Here is a 15,161-nt window from a genome sequence, read left to right as displayed (position 1 = left end):
TGCAAAAAGGGCGGCCTGAGGGCCGCCCTTTCCATAAAGCAGTTGAGCTTTGGACTTCTTAGAAGCCCATGCCACCCATGCCGCCCATGTCGCCACCCGGCATTGCCGGCGCAGCGTCTTTCTTCGGCAGCTCGGCAACCATGGCTTCGGTCGTGATCAGGAGACCGGCAACGGAAGCTGCGTCCTGCAGAGCCGTACGCACAACCTTGGTCGGGTCGATGATGCCGGCTTCGATCATGTTGACGAATTCTTCGGTCTGAGCGTTGAAGCCGAATGTATCGTCATCGTTTTCCTGGATTTTGCCAACGACGATGGAACCTTCGACGCCAGCGTTTTCGACGATCTGGCGGATTGGGGATTCCAGGGCACGCAGAACGATCTTGATGCCGGCTGCGATGTCGGAGTTGGCGGAAGACAGTTTGGCGACAGCATTCTTTGCACGAAGCAGAGCAACACCACCACCCGGAACGATGCCTTCTTCAACGGCAGCGCGGGTTGCGTTCAGAGCATCGTCAACGCGGTCTTTTTTCTCTTTCACTTCGATTTCCGTCGCACCGCCAACGCGGATAACGGCAACACCACCGGCGAGTTTGGCCAGGCGCTCCTGGAGTTTCTCGCGGTCGTAATCGGAAGTGGTTTCTTCGATTTGCGCCTTGATCTGCCCGACGCGACCGTCGATGTCTTCCTTGGAACCGGCACCGTCAACGATGGTCGTGGTTTCCTTGGTGATCGCAACTTTCTCGGCAGTGCCGAGCATGTCGAGAGAAACGTTTTCCAGCTTGATGCCGAGATCTTCGGAGATCACGGTACCACCGGTCAGGATCGCGAGGTCTTCCAGCATGGCCTTGCGGCGGTCACCGAAGCCAGGAGCCTTGACAGCAGCAATTTTCAGGCCGCCGCGCAGCTTGTTGACAACGAGGGTTGCCAGCGCTTCGCCTTCAACATCTTCAGCGATGATGAGGAGCGGGCGGGAAGACTGTACGACAGATTCCAGGATCGGCAGCATGGCCTGCAGGTTGGAGAGTTTCTTCTCGTGCAGCAGGATGAACGGCTTTTCCAGGTCAGCCAGCATCTTGTCGGCGTTGGTGACGAAGTAAGGAGACAGGTAGCCGCGGTCGAACTGCATGCCTTCAACGACTTCCAGCTCGGTTTCGAGCGACTTGGCTTCTTCGACGGTGATCACGCCTTCGTTGCCGACTTTCTGCATGGCTTCGGCAATATCCTGACCGACCTGCTCGTCACCGTTTGCGGAAATGGTGCCGACCTGTGCAACTTCTTCGGAAGTTGTAATGGTCTTGGAAGCAGATTCCAGGGCTCTGACAGCTTCAGCAGCAGCCATGTCTACGCCGCGCTTCAGATCCATCGGGTTCATGCCGGCTGCAACAGCCTTGGCGCCTTCCTTGACGATCGACTGAGCCAGAACGGTTGCAGTTGTCGTGCCGTCACCAGCGATGTCGTTGGTCTTGGAAGCGACTTCACGCACCATCTGGGCGCCCATGTTTTCGAACTTGTCTTCCAGTTCGATTTCCTTGGCAACGGATACACCGTCCTTGGTGATGCGCGGTGCGCCGAACGCTTTGTCGAGAACAACGTTACGGCCTTTCGGGCCGAGAGTTACCTTGACAGCGTTTGCGAGTGTGTCCACACCGCGGAGCATGCGCTCACGGGCGTCGGAGGAGAATTTTACTTCTTTAGCAGACATAGGGTCGTCTCACATAGATTGGAATAAAGGGAGATCAAAAGCGGTTCGCTATCGAATTAAGCGATCACGCCCATGATGTCGGATTCCTTCATGATCAGGAGGTCTTCACCGTCGATCTTGACTTCAGTACCGGACCATTTGCCGAACAGGACGCGGTCGCCTGCCTTAACGTCGAGAGCAACGATTTCGCCGTTGTCCTTGCGGGCACCGGTGCCGATAGCGATGATCTCGCCTTCCTGCGGCTTCTCTTTTGCGGTGTCCGGAATGATGATGCCGCCAGCAGTTTTCTCTTCCGAGTCTACTCGGCGAACTACGACACGGTCGTGCAGTGGACGAAATGCCATAAGACTGTTTCCTCTCATGAGCGCGCCCCACGCAATTGGCAGCGCGCGAGACATGATTATTAGGTTGAACGAGGCAGAAGCATATTGCATCTGCCGCCAATTAGCACTCCCTCAAGGCGAGTGCTAACAGCGCCTTGGATTTATGCAGCAGCGCCGTTCTTGTCAATGCTTTATGAGGAGAATTTAATCTCTAAAGCGCCGCAAAACGCTTTAATAGGCTTCGCTATGGTTAACGGCGGGGAAGCGACCACCGAACTAGCCGGTTGTACGTTCCTGTCCGCAAGCCTCAGTTAGGGTCGGCAATCGAAAAAGGCAAGCTGAAACCGGCCGTTTCTCCGTCTGATTCATTGGTAAAACGTGTTTCTAGCGTGTAAGCACCCGCGGGAAGGCCGCTGAACTGGAAGGACAGCGCGGCGGCCAGCTCTCTCTGCTTCGAACGGCCTTGACCCGAAAACACCGCAAAATCGTCCTGTTCCGCGAGCACCTGTCCCGATGCGTTGAGCAGTCGGTAGCTTGCAGTCAGTTCAAACGCATAAAGCCCGTCCGATTGTGTGAAGGAATAGCCGACCGGTTCTGCGTAAATGGAAAGCACGTCGTCGTCTTGAAAGACGGAATCGCTGCGCGGCGTGTACTGACCGTACGCGGTGCCGCCGTCCCTGGTGAAGGTGGCCACCGCAAAGGCGAGGCCGTTGGCGTCCCAGGCCGCATCGTACGCAGCTTTTGCGTCGTTGAAAGCGTCAGAGGGAAGAGGGACGTTCTCAGAAGAGATGGCCGGTGAACAAATGCTCGCCAAGATCCCTGTCGCAACAAGAATGGCGGATGCAGTCTGCCTGGATAAACGTTTTCCTGTCAGCATCTTCTCTTCCCAGCACGCCTTTATGTCTTTTCGTTTCTTGGCGGATTTTTGCCGATATAGACTGACTTGTGGCGTTAGACAAGAAAATGCGTGCAATGCAGTAAACGATAGCCCGTTAAAGACTTCGTGCCGTCCAGGACTGACGTTTCCGGTAGATCGTCGAGGGGCTTATCTCCAGCGCGGCTGCGGCCATGGCGATATTCCCGTCAAAGGCATCCAGCGCATCTTCGATGATCCGGCGCTCCTGGGCCCAAAGTGGCTCGATTGTCCCAAAAGGCCGGCTCGGCGCACTGGCGCGCGAGCGTTCTCTGGACAGATCGATGACGGCGTTCGGGCGACCGCTCTGATCGCGGATTACCATTGGCAGCATGTCAAAGGTGACTGCCGCACCGTCGTTCATGACCACGATCTGGCGGATCGTATTCTCAAGCTGCCGGACATTTCCAGGCCATGAGTAGGACAGGATACGGGTTTCGGCATCTGCGTCGAAGCCTTTGAAACCGCGTCGTTCTTCACCGGAATACCGGGTGAGAAATGCTTCTGCGAGCGGCAGGATGTCATCGCGCCGCTCCCGGAGCGCCGGCAGGTGGACCGGCAAAACGTGCAGGCGGTAGTAAAGATCCTCGCGAAAACGCCCGGCGGAAATTTCGGCGACGGGATTCCGGTTGGTCGCGCAGATGATGCGCGCGTCCACTTTTCGCGACTGCGTGTCGCCCAAACGCTGAAATGTGCCGGTCTGCAGAAACCGGAGCAGCTTGCTTTGAAGCATCAGGTCCATTTCACCGATTTCGTCAAGGAACAGGGTGCCCCCATCGGCTTGTTCGGCAGCACCCGCCCGGTTTTCGGTAGCGCCGGTGAAGGCCCCGCGCATGTAGCCGAAAATTTCGCTTTCGATGAGATCTCGCGGAATTGCGGCGCAGTTAAGCGTGACAAACCGGTTGGGCTGACGATCGGAAAGATAATGTATCGCGTTCGCGCACAGTTCCTTGCCTGTGCCGGACTCACCCGTAATGAAAACAGGAGCCTGCGACGGTGCCATGCGGGCAATCTGGTCATGGATCTCACGCATCTGGACGGAAACGCCAACCAGTCTGTTCAGGCCTGTCTGATCAACAGGCGATGCTACGGAAGATGCAAGCCGTACAGGTCTCTCCGCTGAGGCTTCAGGCTGATGGGCTGCCGGGAAGTCCACAACAGCTGCAGGCAACACGGGCCGGCGCTGTTTGAGCTGAAACGAGATTTTCGTTGCCAGCGCATCCAGTGAAAACGGTTTTGTCAGGAAATCATGGGCGCCCGCCCGCATTGCGCTGACCGCACGCGAAACCGATCCTTTGGCGGAAACGGCGATGATAACGGCTTTAGGGCAGCGTACGGCATACGCTTCCAGCGCTTCGTCGCCTCCAATCGTCTCCAGATCGATAACAAGAATATCTGTCGACTTGTCCGCCAGGTCCTGCAGGCAGGATGCGGAATCTGTGTAAAGGATCGGATCGGCACAAGATGAGGATAACTTGGCGCAAACGGCAGAAGTGCGGGCGGCTTCTGAAGCCGATGCGTCGAGAACACGGACAATCACAGGCAACTCTTTGCCCTCATTACTCCCCATTGCTGGGTAACTCCCGTCGCTTGATCTGGCTCATTCGAATATCGAAAGATTCGTCAACCTGATAATTCTCCGAACAGGGTAAACAAAGCGTTGTCAGATGACGCATTTTGCAGTTTTTACGGAGAAAACTGACGAGAGGCGGCTCCTACTGAAAGGAACCTGCCAGCAGCCCGGCCAAGAAACAGGCGACGGAAAGGACAGCTACAACGGGAATCGACACCCGTTTTTGAAATAGCGGCTGTGTTGGTTTGGCGGCTTGCGGCCCCGCAAGATCTTGTGCTGCGGCCACCGAGGCCGGGAAACTTTCTGCGGCAACGCCTGGCGCGCCTATTGCCGGCAAGGACGTGTCGCGGCGTGCAGGTGGGGACGCCACTTGCTGGAGTTCCTCCACTGCCGGCATCAGAAGATCTTCAACCGCAGACCTGTCATTGTCATCCAGGGTCTCATTGATGCCCGTGTCCGGTGCGGCTGCTAAATTCTCTGGGCTTTCAGGATCCACCGAGACTTTGAAAGCTGGCGCGTAGCTGCCTTTCGGTATTGAAATCCTGACGCTGTCGGATGCGCCCGAGCCCCCATAGTATTTGGCGAGGCGTCGGCGAAGGCGGGCGGCTTCCACGCGCACGATCGGATCGGTCACAGGATTAAAGTCTTCTCCACGTCCGAGCGCTTCAACCGCGATCGTGTAGCCTTTGATTTTTTCGTGCTGGTCTTCAAGCGATGCCCGCACCACGAATTCAAGGAAGGCCCGCAGTTGCGGCGCGGATCCGAACTCCGGGCTTTTGAGCGCGTTGACAAGCGCGGATGTTATTTGTTCATCCGTGCATTTCGGCATAGCGCAGCCGTTCGCGTTACCGGAGCTACCGGCTCCAGCGCCTGACGTGTCTGCTGATTGAAAGGTCGAACGGAGATCCGTTCGTTCGTCATGGGTCCTTTTTGGTGACGTATTCCGACCCGTGTGTACGGCCGCGTGCATGCCAGTCCCCTTATGGTAACCGGTTCTCTACGCACCACGACACATGCCCTAACGTGATCTTAACCAAGTCACAGGTGATTGCAAATGACAAAAGTTACAGCTCCACCGCTGTTTGGCGCTACGAGTGTGAATGGTCGAGCACAGGACACCAAAAGATCGGAATTCACCTGGTAAATGGAAAAACATCGGGTTTGGCGATGCTTAGTCGGGGACAAGTGACGCAATTCACGCCTGAATCGAGCTTGCGGATTCGGAGGCTGCTGTTTCTTAAGGCATGATTGACCGGTAATTTTGATTCGGGTCGGAACTTTCAGACGCCATGGGCCGAACGGGGACCATATTTGTAGCGATATGTATGGCGATCATCGCAGCGTCGTCGGCAACCGTGCTGATTTTTCAGTTCGCACGGCCCTTCGGTGAAGCGGTATCGCTTTCGCTGGCGCTGATGTGCACCATGATACTCATCCATCTTTTGATCGGCCGGGCGCGCGACCGGGGCGCTGTCAGCGAGGCTGTTGATCGCCTTGAGGACCGGATGGCTGATCTGGATGAGGACGTCGGCAATCTCGAAGGGCGTTTGACGGGAATGGAGCACACGATGCCTCGCCGGACCCGTGCTGAAATTGATCCTCTATTTGCCGAAGTCGAAGTTCTGGGTACACTGGTCAAGCAAATGGCGGAAGCCATGTCGGATCTGGAAACCAGGGTCGAGGATCAGCAGGCGCTGGCACCGCCATCACATGCGGGTGCTTTGCCGCATTATGGACAGGCACCCCCGCAGCCGCTCACCGACAGACCCGCGGCCTTGCACCCGCCTCAGATGGCGCCCGCAGGTGCGGTGCCGTTGAACGCAATGCCGGTTGAAGTCAATGCGCCTCGCCACGAGCCGCCGGTACCTCAAGAGTTCCGGCAGGCGTCCGAAGCGGCCGTCAATCCGTTCGTGAACCGGCAGGCAAGTCCGCAGCCACAGGAGAGTGCGGGTCGAGGTGACATGGCTGAGTGGGACCGGAGATATGGTGTTACACCGCCGCGGCCCGCCGTGAACCAGCCGCCGGTACCGGACGGCCCGCCTGTGCCGGAGCATCAGTTCGGCCAGACACTATCGTCCGTGGATGAGTTTCCGCTTGAAGATGACGGACTTATGCAGCCGGAGCCTTCCGGCCCTGAACGTCCGCAACCGAATCTGGCGATGCGGGACCTGATAACGTCTGCACTGAATGCAAACAGGGTCGAACTGCACTTGCAGCCGATTGTCACGCTTCCCCAAAGACAGGTGAAGTACTACGAAGCCTTCACGCGGCTGCGTGATGCCGACGGCAATGCGGTTGAAGCGGCGGTTTTTCTGCCTGAGGCGGTTTTGTCCGGACAGATCGCCCGTATCGACAATCTTTTGCTGTTCCGCTCCATTCAGGTGATAAAGCGGCTGACGTCTCGAAACCGCAACGCAATGCTGTTTTGTAACATTTCGTCAGTTTCGCTTGTCGACGAAACGTTTTTTCCCGGTTTCCTTGAATTTGTGAAGTCCAACCAGACTTACTCGGATGTTCTCATATTCGAGTTTTCGCAAAGCGATGTTGCCAGCATGGGGGCAATGGAGCTTGAAAGCCTGAATGCACTCTACGATGCCGGTTTCCGTTTCTCCATCGACCGCATCTCTGACATGAAGATGGATTTCAATTCTCTCGCAGGCCGGGGCTTCAAATTCGGCAAGCTTCACGCCGACTATCTCATTGGGCGCCGCGAAGCAAACCATGGTCACATTCATCCATCTGATTTTGGTGATTTGCTTCACCGATACGGCATGGAACTGATCACCGATCATGTCGAAACAGAATCGCAGGTTCTGGAACTTCTCGATTATGATGTGAATCTGGCTCAGGGAAATCTGTTCTCGCCACCCCGTCCTGTAAGGGCCGAGGTGCTGCAAGGCGCGCCGGCTCCCGGACCTGGAGCCAGAAAAACGGCGACGGGATAATTCGGCCTCTGTATCTGGGGGTGTTTGTACTCCGGTCTCACTGTGAAGTGCGCTCAGCTTCGGATGAACGCCTCCGTGGTGCGGCTATGAGGCCCTTTTGAAGCTGGAATTCGCAGATCTGGAGAGCGCGAAACTGGTTGCTGTTCCGAAGAGCAGGGCCCAGACAGGCGCGCCGATGCCGAGGAAAGAAACAGCTGAAACCGTAGTCATGAAAGTCACGAGCGCCGCTTCGCGGTCATCGGAACGAAGCAATGCGGCGTTGAGACTTGTGCCGATTGTGTTTAGGAGCGCGAGACCGGCGACCGTAATGACCAATGCCTTGGGCGCCAGCAGAAACAGACCGATGACCGCAGCTCCCAGCAAGCCGAAACCGCAGTAAAACATGCCGGCGACAACGGCCGCCTTGTATCGTGTTTTCGGATTTTCGTCGGCTTCCGGTCCGGCACAAATCGCGGCCGTGATTGCCGCGAAGTTAAAGGTGAAGCCACCGAATGGGGCGAGCAACAGGGTTGCCAGGCCTGTGACGGTCATGCTTGCGGAAACCGGAGGCTTGTAACCGGCAGACTTCAAGGCAACGACGCCCGGCATGTTTTGCGAAGTCATTGTAACGACGTAGAGCGGCAGACCGATACTGATGAGCGCAATCAGTGAAAATTCCGGCACAATGAACTCGGGCTGTGCAACTGAAAACGAAAAAGCCGCGACGGTCTGGAAGGTGCCGGTGATCCAGCAATAGAGAATACCTGACGCGAGCAGCGACAAGATGGCATATCGCGCAAACCATCTTTTCCCCGCCAGGTAAGTGACGCACATGACCGCTACGAGCAGAAAGTCCTCTTCCATGGAGGAAAAGACACCCAGTCCAAAACGAAACAGGATACCAGCCAGAACAGCACTGGCGATCGCGTCGGGAATGAGCCGCGCAAGCTTTTCGAACCAGCCGGTCAGGCCGGTCACGGTCAACAGGGCACCGCAAAACAGAAAAGCACCGATGGCTTCGCTCATCGGGACACCGTCAGCCGAAATGACCAGCAAAGCTGCCCCTGGTGTCGACCACGCCGTCAGGATCGGCATCCGGTAGTACAGCGACAACAGAAGACCGCTCAATCCGGTGCCGAGCCCGAGAGCCAGCATCCAGCTGTTGGCTTGCGCCTGAGTGGCGCCAAGGGTGTCTATGGCCTGAAAAATGATTGCTACGCTGCCGGTATAGCCGACCAGAACGGCGATGAACCCCGAGACAAGGTGTGAAAGTTTCAAACCCGCAATCATATCGATCGTGCCTTTGCCGTTCTGGAAAGCTAAGCTTGATTTGAACAACCAGGCTCGGCAGTTTGTTCGTTATAACGTACGTTCGTTATAACGAACAAGAGATTCAGGCAAATGACGGAAAAGAAAATTCAAATCAAGCTCAGGGATGTCAGGCAAAACGCAGGGCTGAGCCTGTCACAGACTGCCGAATTGACCGGTGTCAGCAAGGCGATGCTCCATCAAATCGAGCGCGGCGACTCCAGTCCCACCATCGCGACCTTATGGAAGCTGGCAAAGGGCTTTCACCTGCCTCTCACCGCTTTCATCGACGACCTGATCCCGCCGAAAGAAACCTTTACCCCTGCTCAGGGCGACCTTATCCGCTTCCCGGGAAGCGTCGGCTTTCACACCATATTTCCGTTCGACCCGGTATTCGGTTCGGAAACCTTTCTTGTCACGCTTGAAGCCGGACAGACCCATACCTCAAATCCGCATGACGCAGGTGTGGTGGAGGATGTGTATGTGACAAAGGGAGAAATGGAAGTTTTGTCGGAAGGTCAATGGAAGCGATGCAGGCGTGGAGATGGCATCAGATTTCGGGCAGATCAGCCTCACGGTTACCGTAATCCGACCAATGAACTGACCCAGTTTCACAACACGCTGCACTATCCGAAGACAACGCCGCCCGGACCTGGAAGCGAAAAGTGAACGGCCAACTGACATTGGCCTCAATTCATTCTGTATTGAAATGAGGTCTGTCGGTCTGCAGAAAGGGTTGAATGGCAATGCTTCGGCCGTCGCGCATGTTATTGCGTTGCAAGTGACACGATACGCGACCGGTTAGTTTCTATCGTTGAAGGACCTTTTTATGACGAGTTCTTCGTCGTTGGCCTTGGGTTCAACCAGATACATTCCAACGACGATGATCGCGAATGCCCCCCAAGCGAGGAATGAAAGCTCCTCGCTCAACAACAGCATGCCCCACACTACCCCCGCGATCGTCATCGCATAGGCACTTTGGCTGTAAAAGACAGCACCTGCGGTCGCTATCAGGTGGAACGCCAGAAGCAGCGAAGACGCCGCAACGATCCCCATAAGCACAACAAGGAACTCAAGTCGGCCAACTTGCGGTCCAAGACTGAGAAGGTCGCCGCTGAAATAGGCCCAAGGCGTGAGCATGATCGCTGAAAATGCCATCATGAGCCCGACTGAAGCGAAGATATCGATGTTTTCGGGCCGTTTTCCTGCCAACACGATTGCCTCAACTGCAAACAGCAGCGGTAAAAGCAAGGCAAAGAGTAGCCAGGCATTCTGGGCACCGTTAGTGCCGTCGAAACGCGTATAGAGAACAAGTGAAACACCGACCAATCCGACAATAAGGCCGATGAGCCGGCGCGGTGACGCTCTTTCCATTCCCGTTATCGCAGCGAAGGCGAACACCATGAAACCCTGTAATGTGACGACAAGAGACAACATCGCCGCTTCCACATGCTCAGTTGCCACGAATGTCGTCATGCGTTGCAGGATGCCGGCGATAATTGCCCAGTAGACAAAGAACATGAATTCTTTGAAGTTTAAGCGCGGAATCTTACCACGATAGGCAGCAATGCTGAGGCAAAATACAGCTGCTATTCCATTCACCCAGATCGCGAGGCCAAGAGGTTGGGATCCAAGTCCTGATGCCATACGAGACAATGCTGGTGTCAAACCCCACACCAGGCCAACGGCAAGCACAAGAAATGTGCCTTGAAGTGTTTGAATTGCTCGCTTGAGCTTGAGCTCCCGCTGATAGATCTCGGCAGCCATCCCCCGAAAGACTGCCGCCAGGCGGCCTAGGGGGTCGTTTTTTTGAGCAAGGTCTTCCAGATCAAGACTTTCGGGATTGAAACGGCCACTTTCCAGAATCTCGGCAGCCACGGTCAATCGCTCTATTCGCCCAAAGTATTCTTTCTCCTGATCGCGAAAGCGCTTCTTCGTCAAAGAGGCACCGACACGCGCGCGCAGGAGAACAGGATCAAAACTCTTGGGCAGGAAATCTTCGGCACCCAACTCTATCGCTTTGACGACACTTTCGGTTTCATCATCGAGGGCGGAGATGACAATGACAGGAACATCACGCATCTCGTCATGTTTTTTCATCTCTGCCAGGACGTCAAAGCCGTCCATCTCCGGCATTATTATGTCGAGCAGGACGACATCGTACGGAGTGGAATTCAGTGCCTCGAGTGCTTCAACACCGTTCTCCGCGACATCGACACGATGTCCCAGATGCTGAACGGCCTTGCGCATTTTCATGCGATTCAAGCGATCGTCGTCGACCACCAGAATGCGCGCCGACGATACTGTTTCCGTCGTCTCCGACAAGTTTACGGTCGAGTCATTCATGCTCTTTTGAAACAATCGCCAATGCACTTCGGGCGCGATCAAGCTCAACGGCGATGGCAGCGACCCGCTTCACAGGGTCATCCACTGTTCCGTCCCGACAGTCATATTCCAGCGCCTCGCATAGCTGTGCGAGCGCGGTTGCTCCAAAATCCCGTCCATTGGATTTCAAGCTATGGGTAGAGATACGCAGCGCATCCAGATCACCTGAGCCTGCGGCCGCCTCCATCTTTTGGAGCGTTTTTGGTGTGGCGTCCTCGAACTCCTCCAAAAGCTCGGCGAGGTCTTCAGGATCTCCGCCAATTACGTCTAGAAGCCGTTGAAGTGCTGCACGGTCAATAACAAATTCACTCGTCAATTCCTGTCCCTTTGGAGTTCGGCGCACTCTACCCGTTGGGGGTGGTCGCGGCTCTTTTGTTTTTCCAATCATTCGCCGAAACGAGACTTTCAGATAAGGCCTCAATGTCGATCGGCTTGCTCAGGTAATCGTCCATTCCCGATTTCAGGTAAGTTTCGCGTTCGGAATTCATTGCATTTGCCGTCAACGCCACGATGAACGGCATTCGTTGAGTTGGCAGGATGGACCGAATGCGACCGGTGGCTGCGATGCCGTCCATGTCCGGCATTTCAATGTCCATCAATACGACATCGAAATCCTGGGCCTGACAGGCTTCAATCGCCTCTTCGCCCGAGCTCACAACCACTGCGTCATAGCCCATACGCTTCAATATCTTGCGACCGACCTTTTGATTTATCGAATTGTCGTCAACGAGCAGAATTTGAAGGTCGATCTCGCTAGACTGCGTATTTCCCGATACGGCTTGCGAATTTTTCCCGGCCAACTCGGCGTCCGGCGCAATTGTTTTGACAAGGGCGCCCAACAGTTGACCCGACTTTGCCGGTTTCGTGAGTGAGGCGGCATAATCCATCTTCGCCACGGAGTCGCGAAACTGTTCTTCCAGCGGTGAAATCGAGCTGAACAGGATCATAGGCGGCGCGTCCGCCCCCAGATGCTCGCGAACGGCGGATGTGAATTCGAAGCCGTTCATCCCGGGCATTTTGTAATCGACGATTATCACGTCGAATACCTCTCCGTTCTTCAACAGATCGAGTGCTTCCTCGGGTTCGCCGCTTGCCCGCGGTTGGAGTTCCCAGCTTCTGAACTTTTCACTCAAGATGAGCCGATTGGTCCGATTGTCGTCGACGATAAGAACGCGCGCACCCGAGATGAGAGCCAATTGTGAGTCGCGCGTGGCCCGCTGCGGCAGTTGCGCAACTTCACCCGGCAGTGTGAACGAGAACGTTGTTCCAACCCCGAGTTGGCTTTCGACCGAGATTTCTCCCCCCATGAGTTCGACGAGCCGTTTTGTTATGACCAGACCCAATCCGGTGCCACCGTACCGCCGGGTTGTTGACGCATCCACCTGACTGAATGACTTGAAAAGCCGATCCATCCGGTCTTCGGGAATTCCGATGCCGGTGTCCCGTACGGAAAAAGTCAACAGCGAGGTCTGACCTGGTTGGGTTGATGCATCCGGCATCATTGTCGAGACGGTCAGAACCACTTCGCCGGTTTCAGTGAATTTCACGGCGTTGTTCAACAGGTTCATCAAGATTTGCTTCAGACGTACCGGATCACCGACAAGAGCTGTCGGGACGTCGGGATTTATCCTGCAGGCAAGCTCAATTCCTTTTTCCGCTGCTTTCGAGGCGACAAGTTCGACCGAAGATTCGATCGTGTCGACAAGATCCATGGGAGTGCGTTCAAGTTCCAGCGCACCAGCCTCGACCTTGGAAAAATCCAGGATGTCGCTGATGATCGTAAGAAGCGTATCTGCGGCAGTCGCGATCGTATCGCTGAAATCCCGCTGCTCTTCGTTGAGTTCGGTTCCGTTCAGGAGCGTGCTCATTCCGATAATGCCATTCAAAGGCGTACGGATTTCGTGGCTCATCGTGGCCAGGAATGCGCTCTTGGCTTCATTGGCCGCCTCCGCTGTGTCCTTGGCCCGTTTCAACTCGTCCGATATGCGCTTGATTTCGGTAATGTCAGAGTGGACGGCGACAGTTCCGCCCTGATCCGTGCGCCGGTTGCTGACCTGCTGCCATTGATTTCCCGCCATCTCCTGAATGTAGGGGGTGCCAGTCGCCTGGTGGCGACCGATCTGACGCTCAATCCAGACAGACTGATCTTCTTTCGCGTTGGGAAAGCGCCCTGTTTCCGCAGCTCTTTTAAGCAGGACCGTATACTCCGTGCCATCCAGAAGTTCGGCATCCGCGTCGCCCAGCATGATCTCGCGGTATCTGCGATTTGCAACGATCAGGCTGTTTTCCTTGTCATAAAGCGCAAATCCTTCGGAGATACTTTCAATCGCATCCGTCAACTGACTGCGTGCTTCACGCGCCGTTGCTTCTGCGCCGACCAGTTCAACTGTTCGTTCCTGTACACGAAGCTCGAGTTCATCATTTGCAGAACGCAGCTGTTGTTCATAAGCAGCCTGCCGATCCTGCATCTCGTTGAATGCCGCCACCACACGGCCAATCTCGTCGTTGCTTGACCATTCGACCCGCCGGCTCGTTGCCCCCGAGCGCTTCTGGTTGATCGACTCCATCATGAGGTTCAGCGGCCGTCCGATAATCCGGCGGTTTGCAGTCAGGGTGGCGCCAATTACCGCAGCCAGAAAGATGCTGGCAAGGATGATAACAAGGGTTAGACGCTCGCGCGCCAGTGCGCCCAGGCGGGTTTCCGTAAGCGCGATACGGAGTGACCCAATTCGTATTTCTTGGTCACCCTCGTCGTAAAGAATGTCGCTTCGTGACGAAAAGCGTGTGCTATCGAACTGATCCGTCTTGCCGGCTTCCGCGACCAGACGGTCTCGTTCGTCGTACACTGCCGCAGCAAGCACATCGGGGTCGGTCAAAAGCGCCGACAGGATCAGTTTGATCTGATTGTCGGCAACATTCCATAGAGATTCGGCAACGACGGCACTTTGTATCTCTACAAGCTTTTCAAGCTTCGTCTGAAGCTGAGTCTCAGCCGAGCGGCGGGCATTCCATTCAAACAGTCCAAAGACGACCATTGTCGACACCAGGACCAGCGGCACGACATAAAGCAGAAACTTGGTTTGTACAGAACGTGCGAGGCCAGTGCGTGTTCGCCGGTCAGTTTTTTGACCCTGGCCCAATGTGTCGGCCATTAGAATTCGTCTTTGAAATAGCTATCGATAATTGTCTCGACATCCACCTGCGCAAGGCCGCTGTTGAACTTGTCCCGCAAGGCCCGCCCGGCTTCATCGTCGTTGAAGCACAGGTAGAGTGTTTTGTCTTCCAGCGGTTTTTCGTTGAACGCGAGTGTTTCCGACAGGCCATCCAGCGACGGTTCCGTTGCAAGAAGATAGGACAGAACCAGCTTGTCAATTACGGCCATGTCGATGCGTTCTCTCGCGAGTTTACGCAAATTGGTCACGTCATCGGGAGCGGGAATGGCCCTGATCCATCCTGTCCCCGCCTTTTCATCAAATTCATCCGTGTTGGCGTAGCCCAACACCGTTCCGACCTTGAGTTTTTGCTTCCCGATATCGTCGACACTTTGCCAGTCGATGGGAGCGTTGACGTTCTGGGCGAACCCCAGCGGACCGTTCCCAATGGGGTCTGACGCAACAAAACCATTCACATGACGGCAATGATATCCAGGATAGTAGGCAACGACGGTATCAGTGTCCTTTGCCATCGAGATCGCTCGTTTCCATGGCAGGATCGTGACGTCTACATCCATGCCGGCAGCCTCGAACGCTTGTTTGACAACTGCCGTAGTCGCTCCCCCTTTGGGAAGATCTCCAGATGTATACGGTGGCCATTCCAGGGTGGAAACCGAAAGTGTTTCAGCAATTGACGCTTGAATAGCCGAAAGGCCTATTACGCCGGCGCAAATCGCCGTCAACAATTGCCTCATGTGACCTCCCCAAAGTCATTAAAAAATAAGTTTAGTCTGCCCAAACGGAAATTGGCAAGCTACTTCAAATTTCGAGCTATTTTCTCATTAGTATGTAGGTAATACAAGTCGTACACGCGTAACAAT

12 protein-coding genes are annotated in these 15,161 nt (G+C 55.3%); 2 read left to right on the top strand and 10 right to left on the bottom strand.

Features of this window, described 5'->3' with window-relative positions; translation table 11 throughout:
• Positions 1-58 precede the first annotated feature (58 nt).
• The 5 genes from groL to Q0915_RS25025 all read right to left on the bottom strand — a co-directional run bounded on the left by groL (position 59) and on the right by Q0915_RS25025 (position 5,481).
• A complete protein-coding gene (gene groL / locus Q0915_RS25045) occupies positions 59-1,702 on the bottom strand; it encodes a chaperonin GroEL (RefSeq protein WP_299480568.1) in 1,644 nt (547 codons plus the stop codon).
• A gap of 56 nt (positions 1,703-1,758) precedes the next feature.
• On the bottom strand, positions 1,759-2,046 hold the full coding sequence (groES, locus tag Q0915_RS25040; protein WP_029063691.1) for a co-chaperone GroES: 288 nt from the start codon (positions 2,044-2,046) through the stop codon (positions 1,759-1,761).
• 286 nt (positions 2,047-2,332) lie between these two features.
• Entirely contained in the window at positions 2,333-2,902 is a 570-nt protein-coding gene (locus Q0915_RS25035; protein WP_299480563.1) for a hypothetical protein, read from the bottom strand.
• Positions 2,903-3,017: 115 nt separating this feature from the next.
• On the bottom strand, positions 3,018-4,508 hold the full coding sequence (locus tag Q0915_RS25030; RefSeq protein ID WP_299480560.1) for a sigma-54 dependent transcriptional regulator: 1,491 nt from the start codon (positions 4,506-4,508) through the stop codon (positions 3,018-3,020).
• A gap of 145 nt (positions 4,509-4,653) precedes the next feature.
• Positions 4,654-5,481, bottom strand: a complete 828-nt coding sequence (locus tag Q0915_RS25025; protein ID WP_299480557.1) for a hypothetical protein — start codon at positions 5,479-5,481, stop codon at positions 4,654-4,656.
• Between the two features lie 355 nt (positions 5,482-5,836).
• Here Q0915_RS25025 and Q0915_RS25020 point away from each other — a divergent pair, with 355 nt between their 5' ends.
• A complete protein-coding gene (locus Q0915_RS25020; RefSeq protein WP_299480554.1) occupies positions 5,837-7,456 on the top strand; it encodes an EAL domain-containing protein in 1,620 nt (539 codons plus the stop codon).
• An 84-nt stretch (positions 7,457-7,540) separates the two neighbouring features.
• Here Q0915_RS25020 and Q0915_RS25015 read toward each other — a convergent pair whose 3' ends face one another.
• Positions 7,541-8,713, bottom strand: a complete 1,173-nt coding sequence (locus tag Q0915_RS25015) for a benzoate/H(+) symporter BenE family transporter (protein WP_299480551.1) — start codon at positions 8,711-8,713, stop codon at positions 7,541-7,543.
• A gap of 123 nt (positions 8,714-8,836) precedes the next feature.
• Here Q0915_RS25015 and Q0915_RS25010 point away from each other — a divergent pair, with 123 nt between their 5' ends.
• A complete protein-coding gene (locus Q0915_RS25010) occupies positions 8,837-9,412 on the top strand; it encodes an XRE family transcriptional regulator (protein WP_299480548.1) in 576 nt (191 codons plus the stop codon).
• Positions 9,413-9,544: 132 nt separating this feature from the next.
• Here Q0915_RS25010 and Q0915_RS25005 read toward each other — a convergent pair whose 3' ends face one another.
• The 4 genes from Q0915_RS25005 to Q0915_RS24990 are packed head-to-tail and all read right to left on the bottom strand — an operon-like array spanning position 9,545 to position 15,035.
• Positions 9,545-11,089, bottom strand: a complete 1,545-nt coding sequence (locus tag Q0915_RS25005) for a response regulator (protein WP_299480545.1) — start codon at positions 11,087-11,089, stop codon at positions 9,545-9,547.
• Complete coding sequence (locus tag Q0915_RS25000) at positions 11,082-11,444, bottom strand: Hpt domain-containing protein (protein ID WP_299480542.1); 363 nt, start codon at positions 11,442-11,444, stop codon at positions 11,082-11,084. The genes Q0915_RS25005 and Q0915_RS25000 overlap by 8 nt, the downstream gene beginning before the upstream one ends.
• A 28-nt stretch (positions 11,445-11,472) precedes the next feature.
• Positions 11,473-14,280, bottom strand: a complete 2,808-nt coding sequence (locus tag Q0915_RS24995; RefSeq protein ID WP_299480539.1) for a response regulator — start codon at positions 14,278-14,280, stop codon at positions 11,473-11,475.
• The gene (locus Q0915_RS24990; RefSeq protein WP_299480536.1) at positions 14,280-15,035 is read right to left on the bottom strand and encodes a transporter substrate-binding domain-containing protein; all 756 of its coding nucleotides are present in this window, start codon (positions 15,033-15,035) and stop codon (positions 14,280-14,282) included. Before Q0915_RS24990 ends, Q0915_RS24995 begins: the two co-directional genes overlap by 1 nt.
• Between the last annotated feature and the right edge of the window lie 126 nt (positions 15,036-15,161).

It is taken from the genome of uncultured Roseibium sp., assembly GCF_947494555.1.
Lineage (GTDB): Bacteria > Pseudomonadota > Alphaproteobacteria > Rhizobiales > Stappiaceae > Roseibium.
This window is presented reverse-complemented; position numbering and strand designations above follow the sequence as displayed.

Coding starts and splice junctions, on each gene's coding strand:
- Q0915_RS25030 (WP_299480560.1), bottom strand. CDS start 4,508: ATGGGGAGTAATGAGGGCAAAGAGTTGCCTGTGATTGTCCGTGTTCTC.
- Q0915_RS25025 (WP_299480557.1), bottom strand. CDS start 5,481: ATGCACGCGGCCGTACACACGGGTCGGAATACGTCACCAAAAAGGACC.
- Q0915_RS25020 (WP_299480554.1), top strand. CDS start 5,837: ATGGCGATCATCGCAGCGTCGTCGGCAACCGTGCTGATTTTTCAGTTC.
- Q0915_RS25035 (WP_299480563.1), bottom strand. CDS start 2,902: ATGCTGACAGGAAAACGTTTATCCAGGCAGACTGCATCCGCCATTCTT.
- Q0915_RS24995 (WP_299480539.1), bottom strand. CDS start 14,280: ATGGCCGACACATTGGGCCAGGGTCAAAAAACTGACCGGCGAACACGC.
- groL (WP_299480568.1), bottom strand. CDS start 1,702: ATGTCTGCTAAAGAAGTAAAATTCTCCTCCGACGCCCGTGAGCGCATG.
- Q0915_RS25005 (WP_299480545.1), bottom strand. CDS start 11,089: ATGAATGACTCGACCGTAAACTTGTCGGAGACGACGGAAACAGTATCG.
- Q0915_RS25010 (WP_299480548.1), top strand. CDS start 8,837: ATGACGGAAAAGAAAATTCAAATCAAGCTCAGGGATGTCAGGCAAAAC.
- Q0915_RS24990 (WP_299480536.1), bottom strand. CDS start 15,035: ATGAGGCAATTGTTGACGGCGATTTGCGCCGGCGTAATAGGCCTTTCG.
- groES (WP_029063691.1), bottom strand. CDS start 2,046: ATGGCATTTCGTCCACTGCACGACCGTGTCGTAGTTCGCCGAGTAGAC.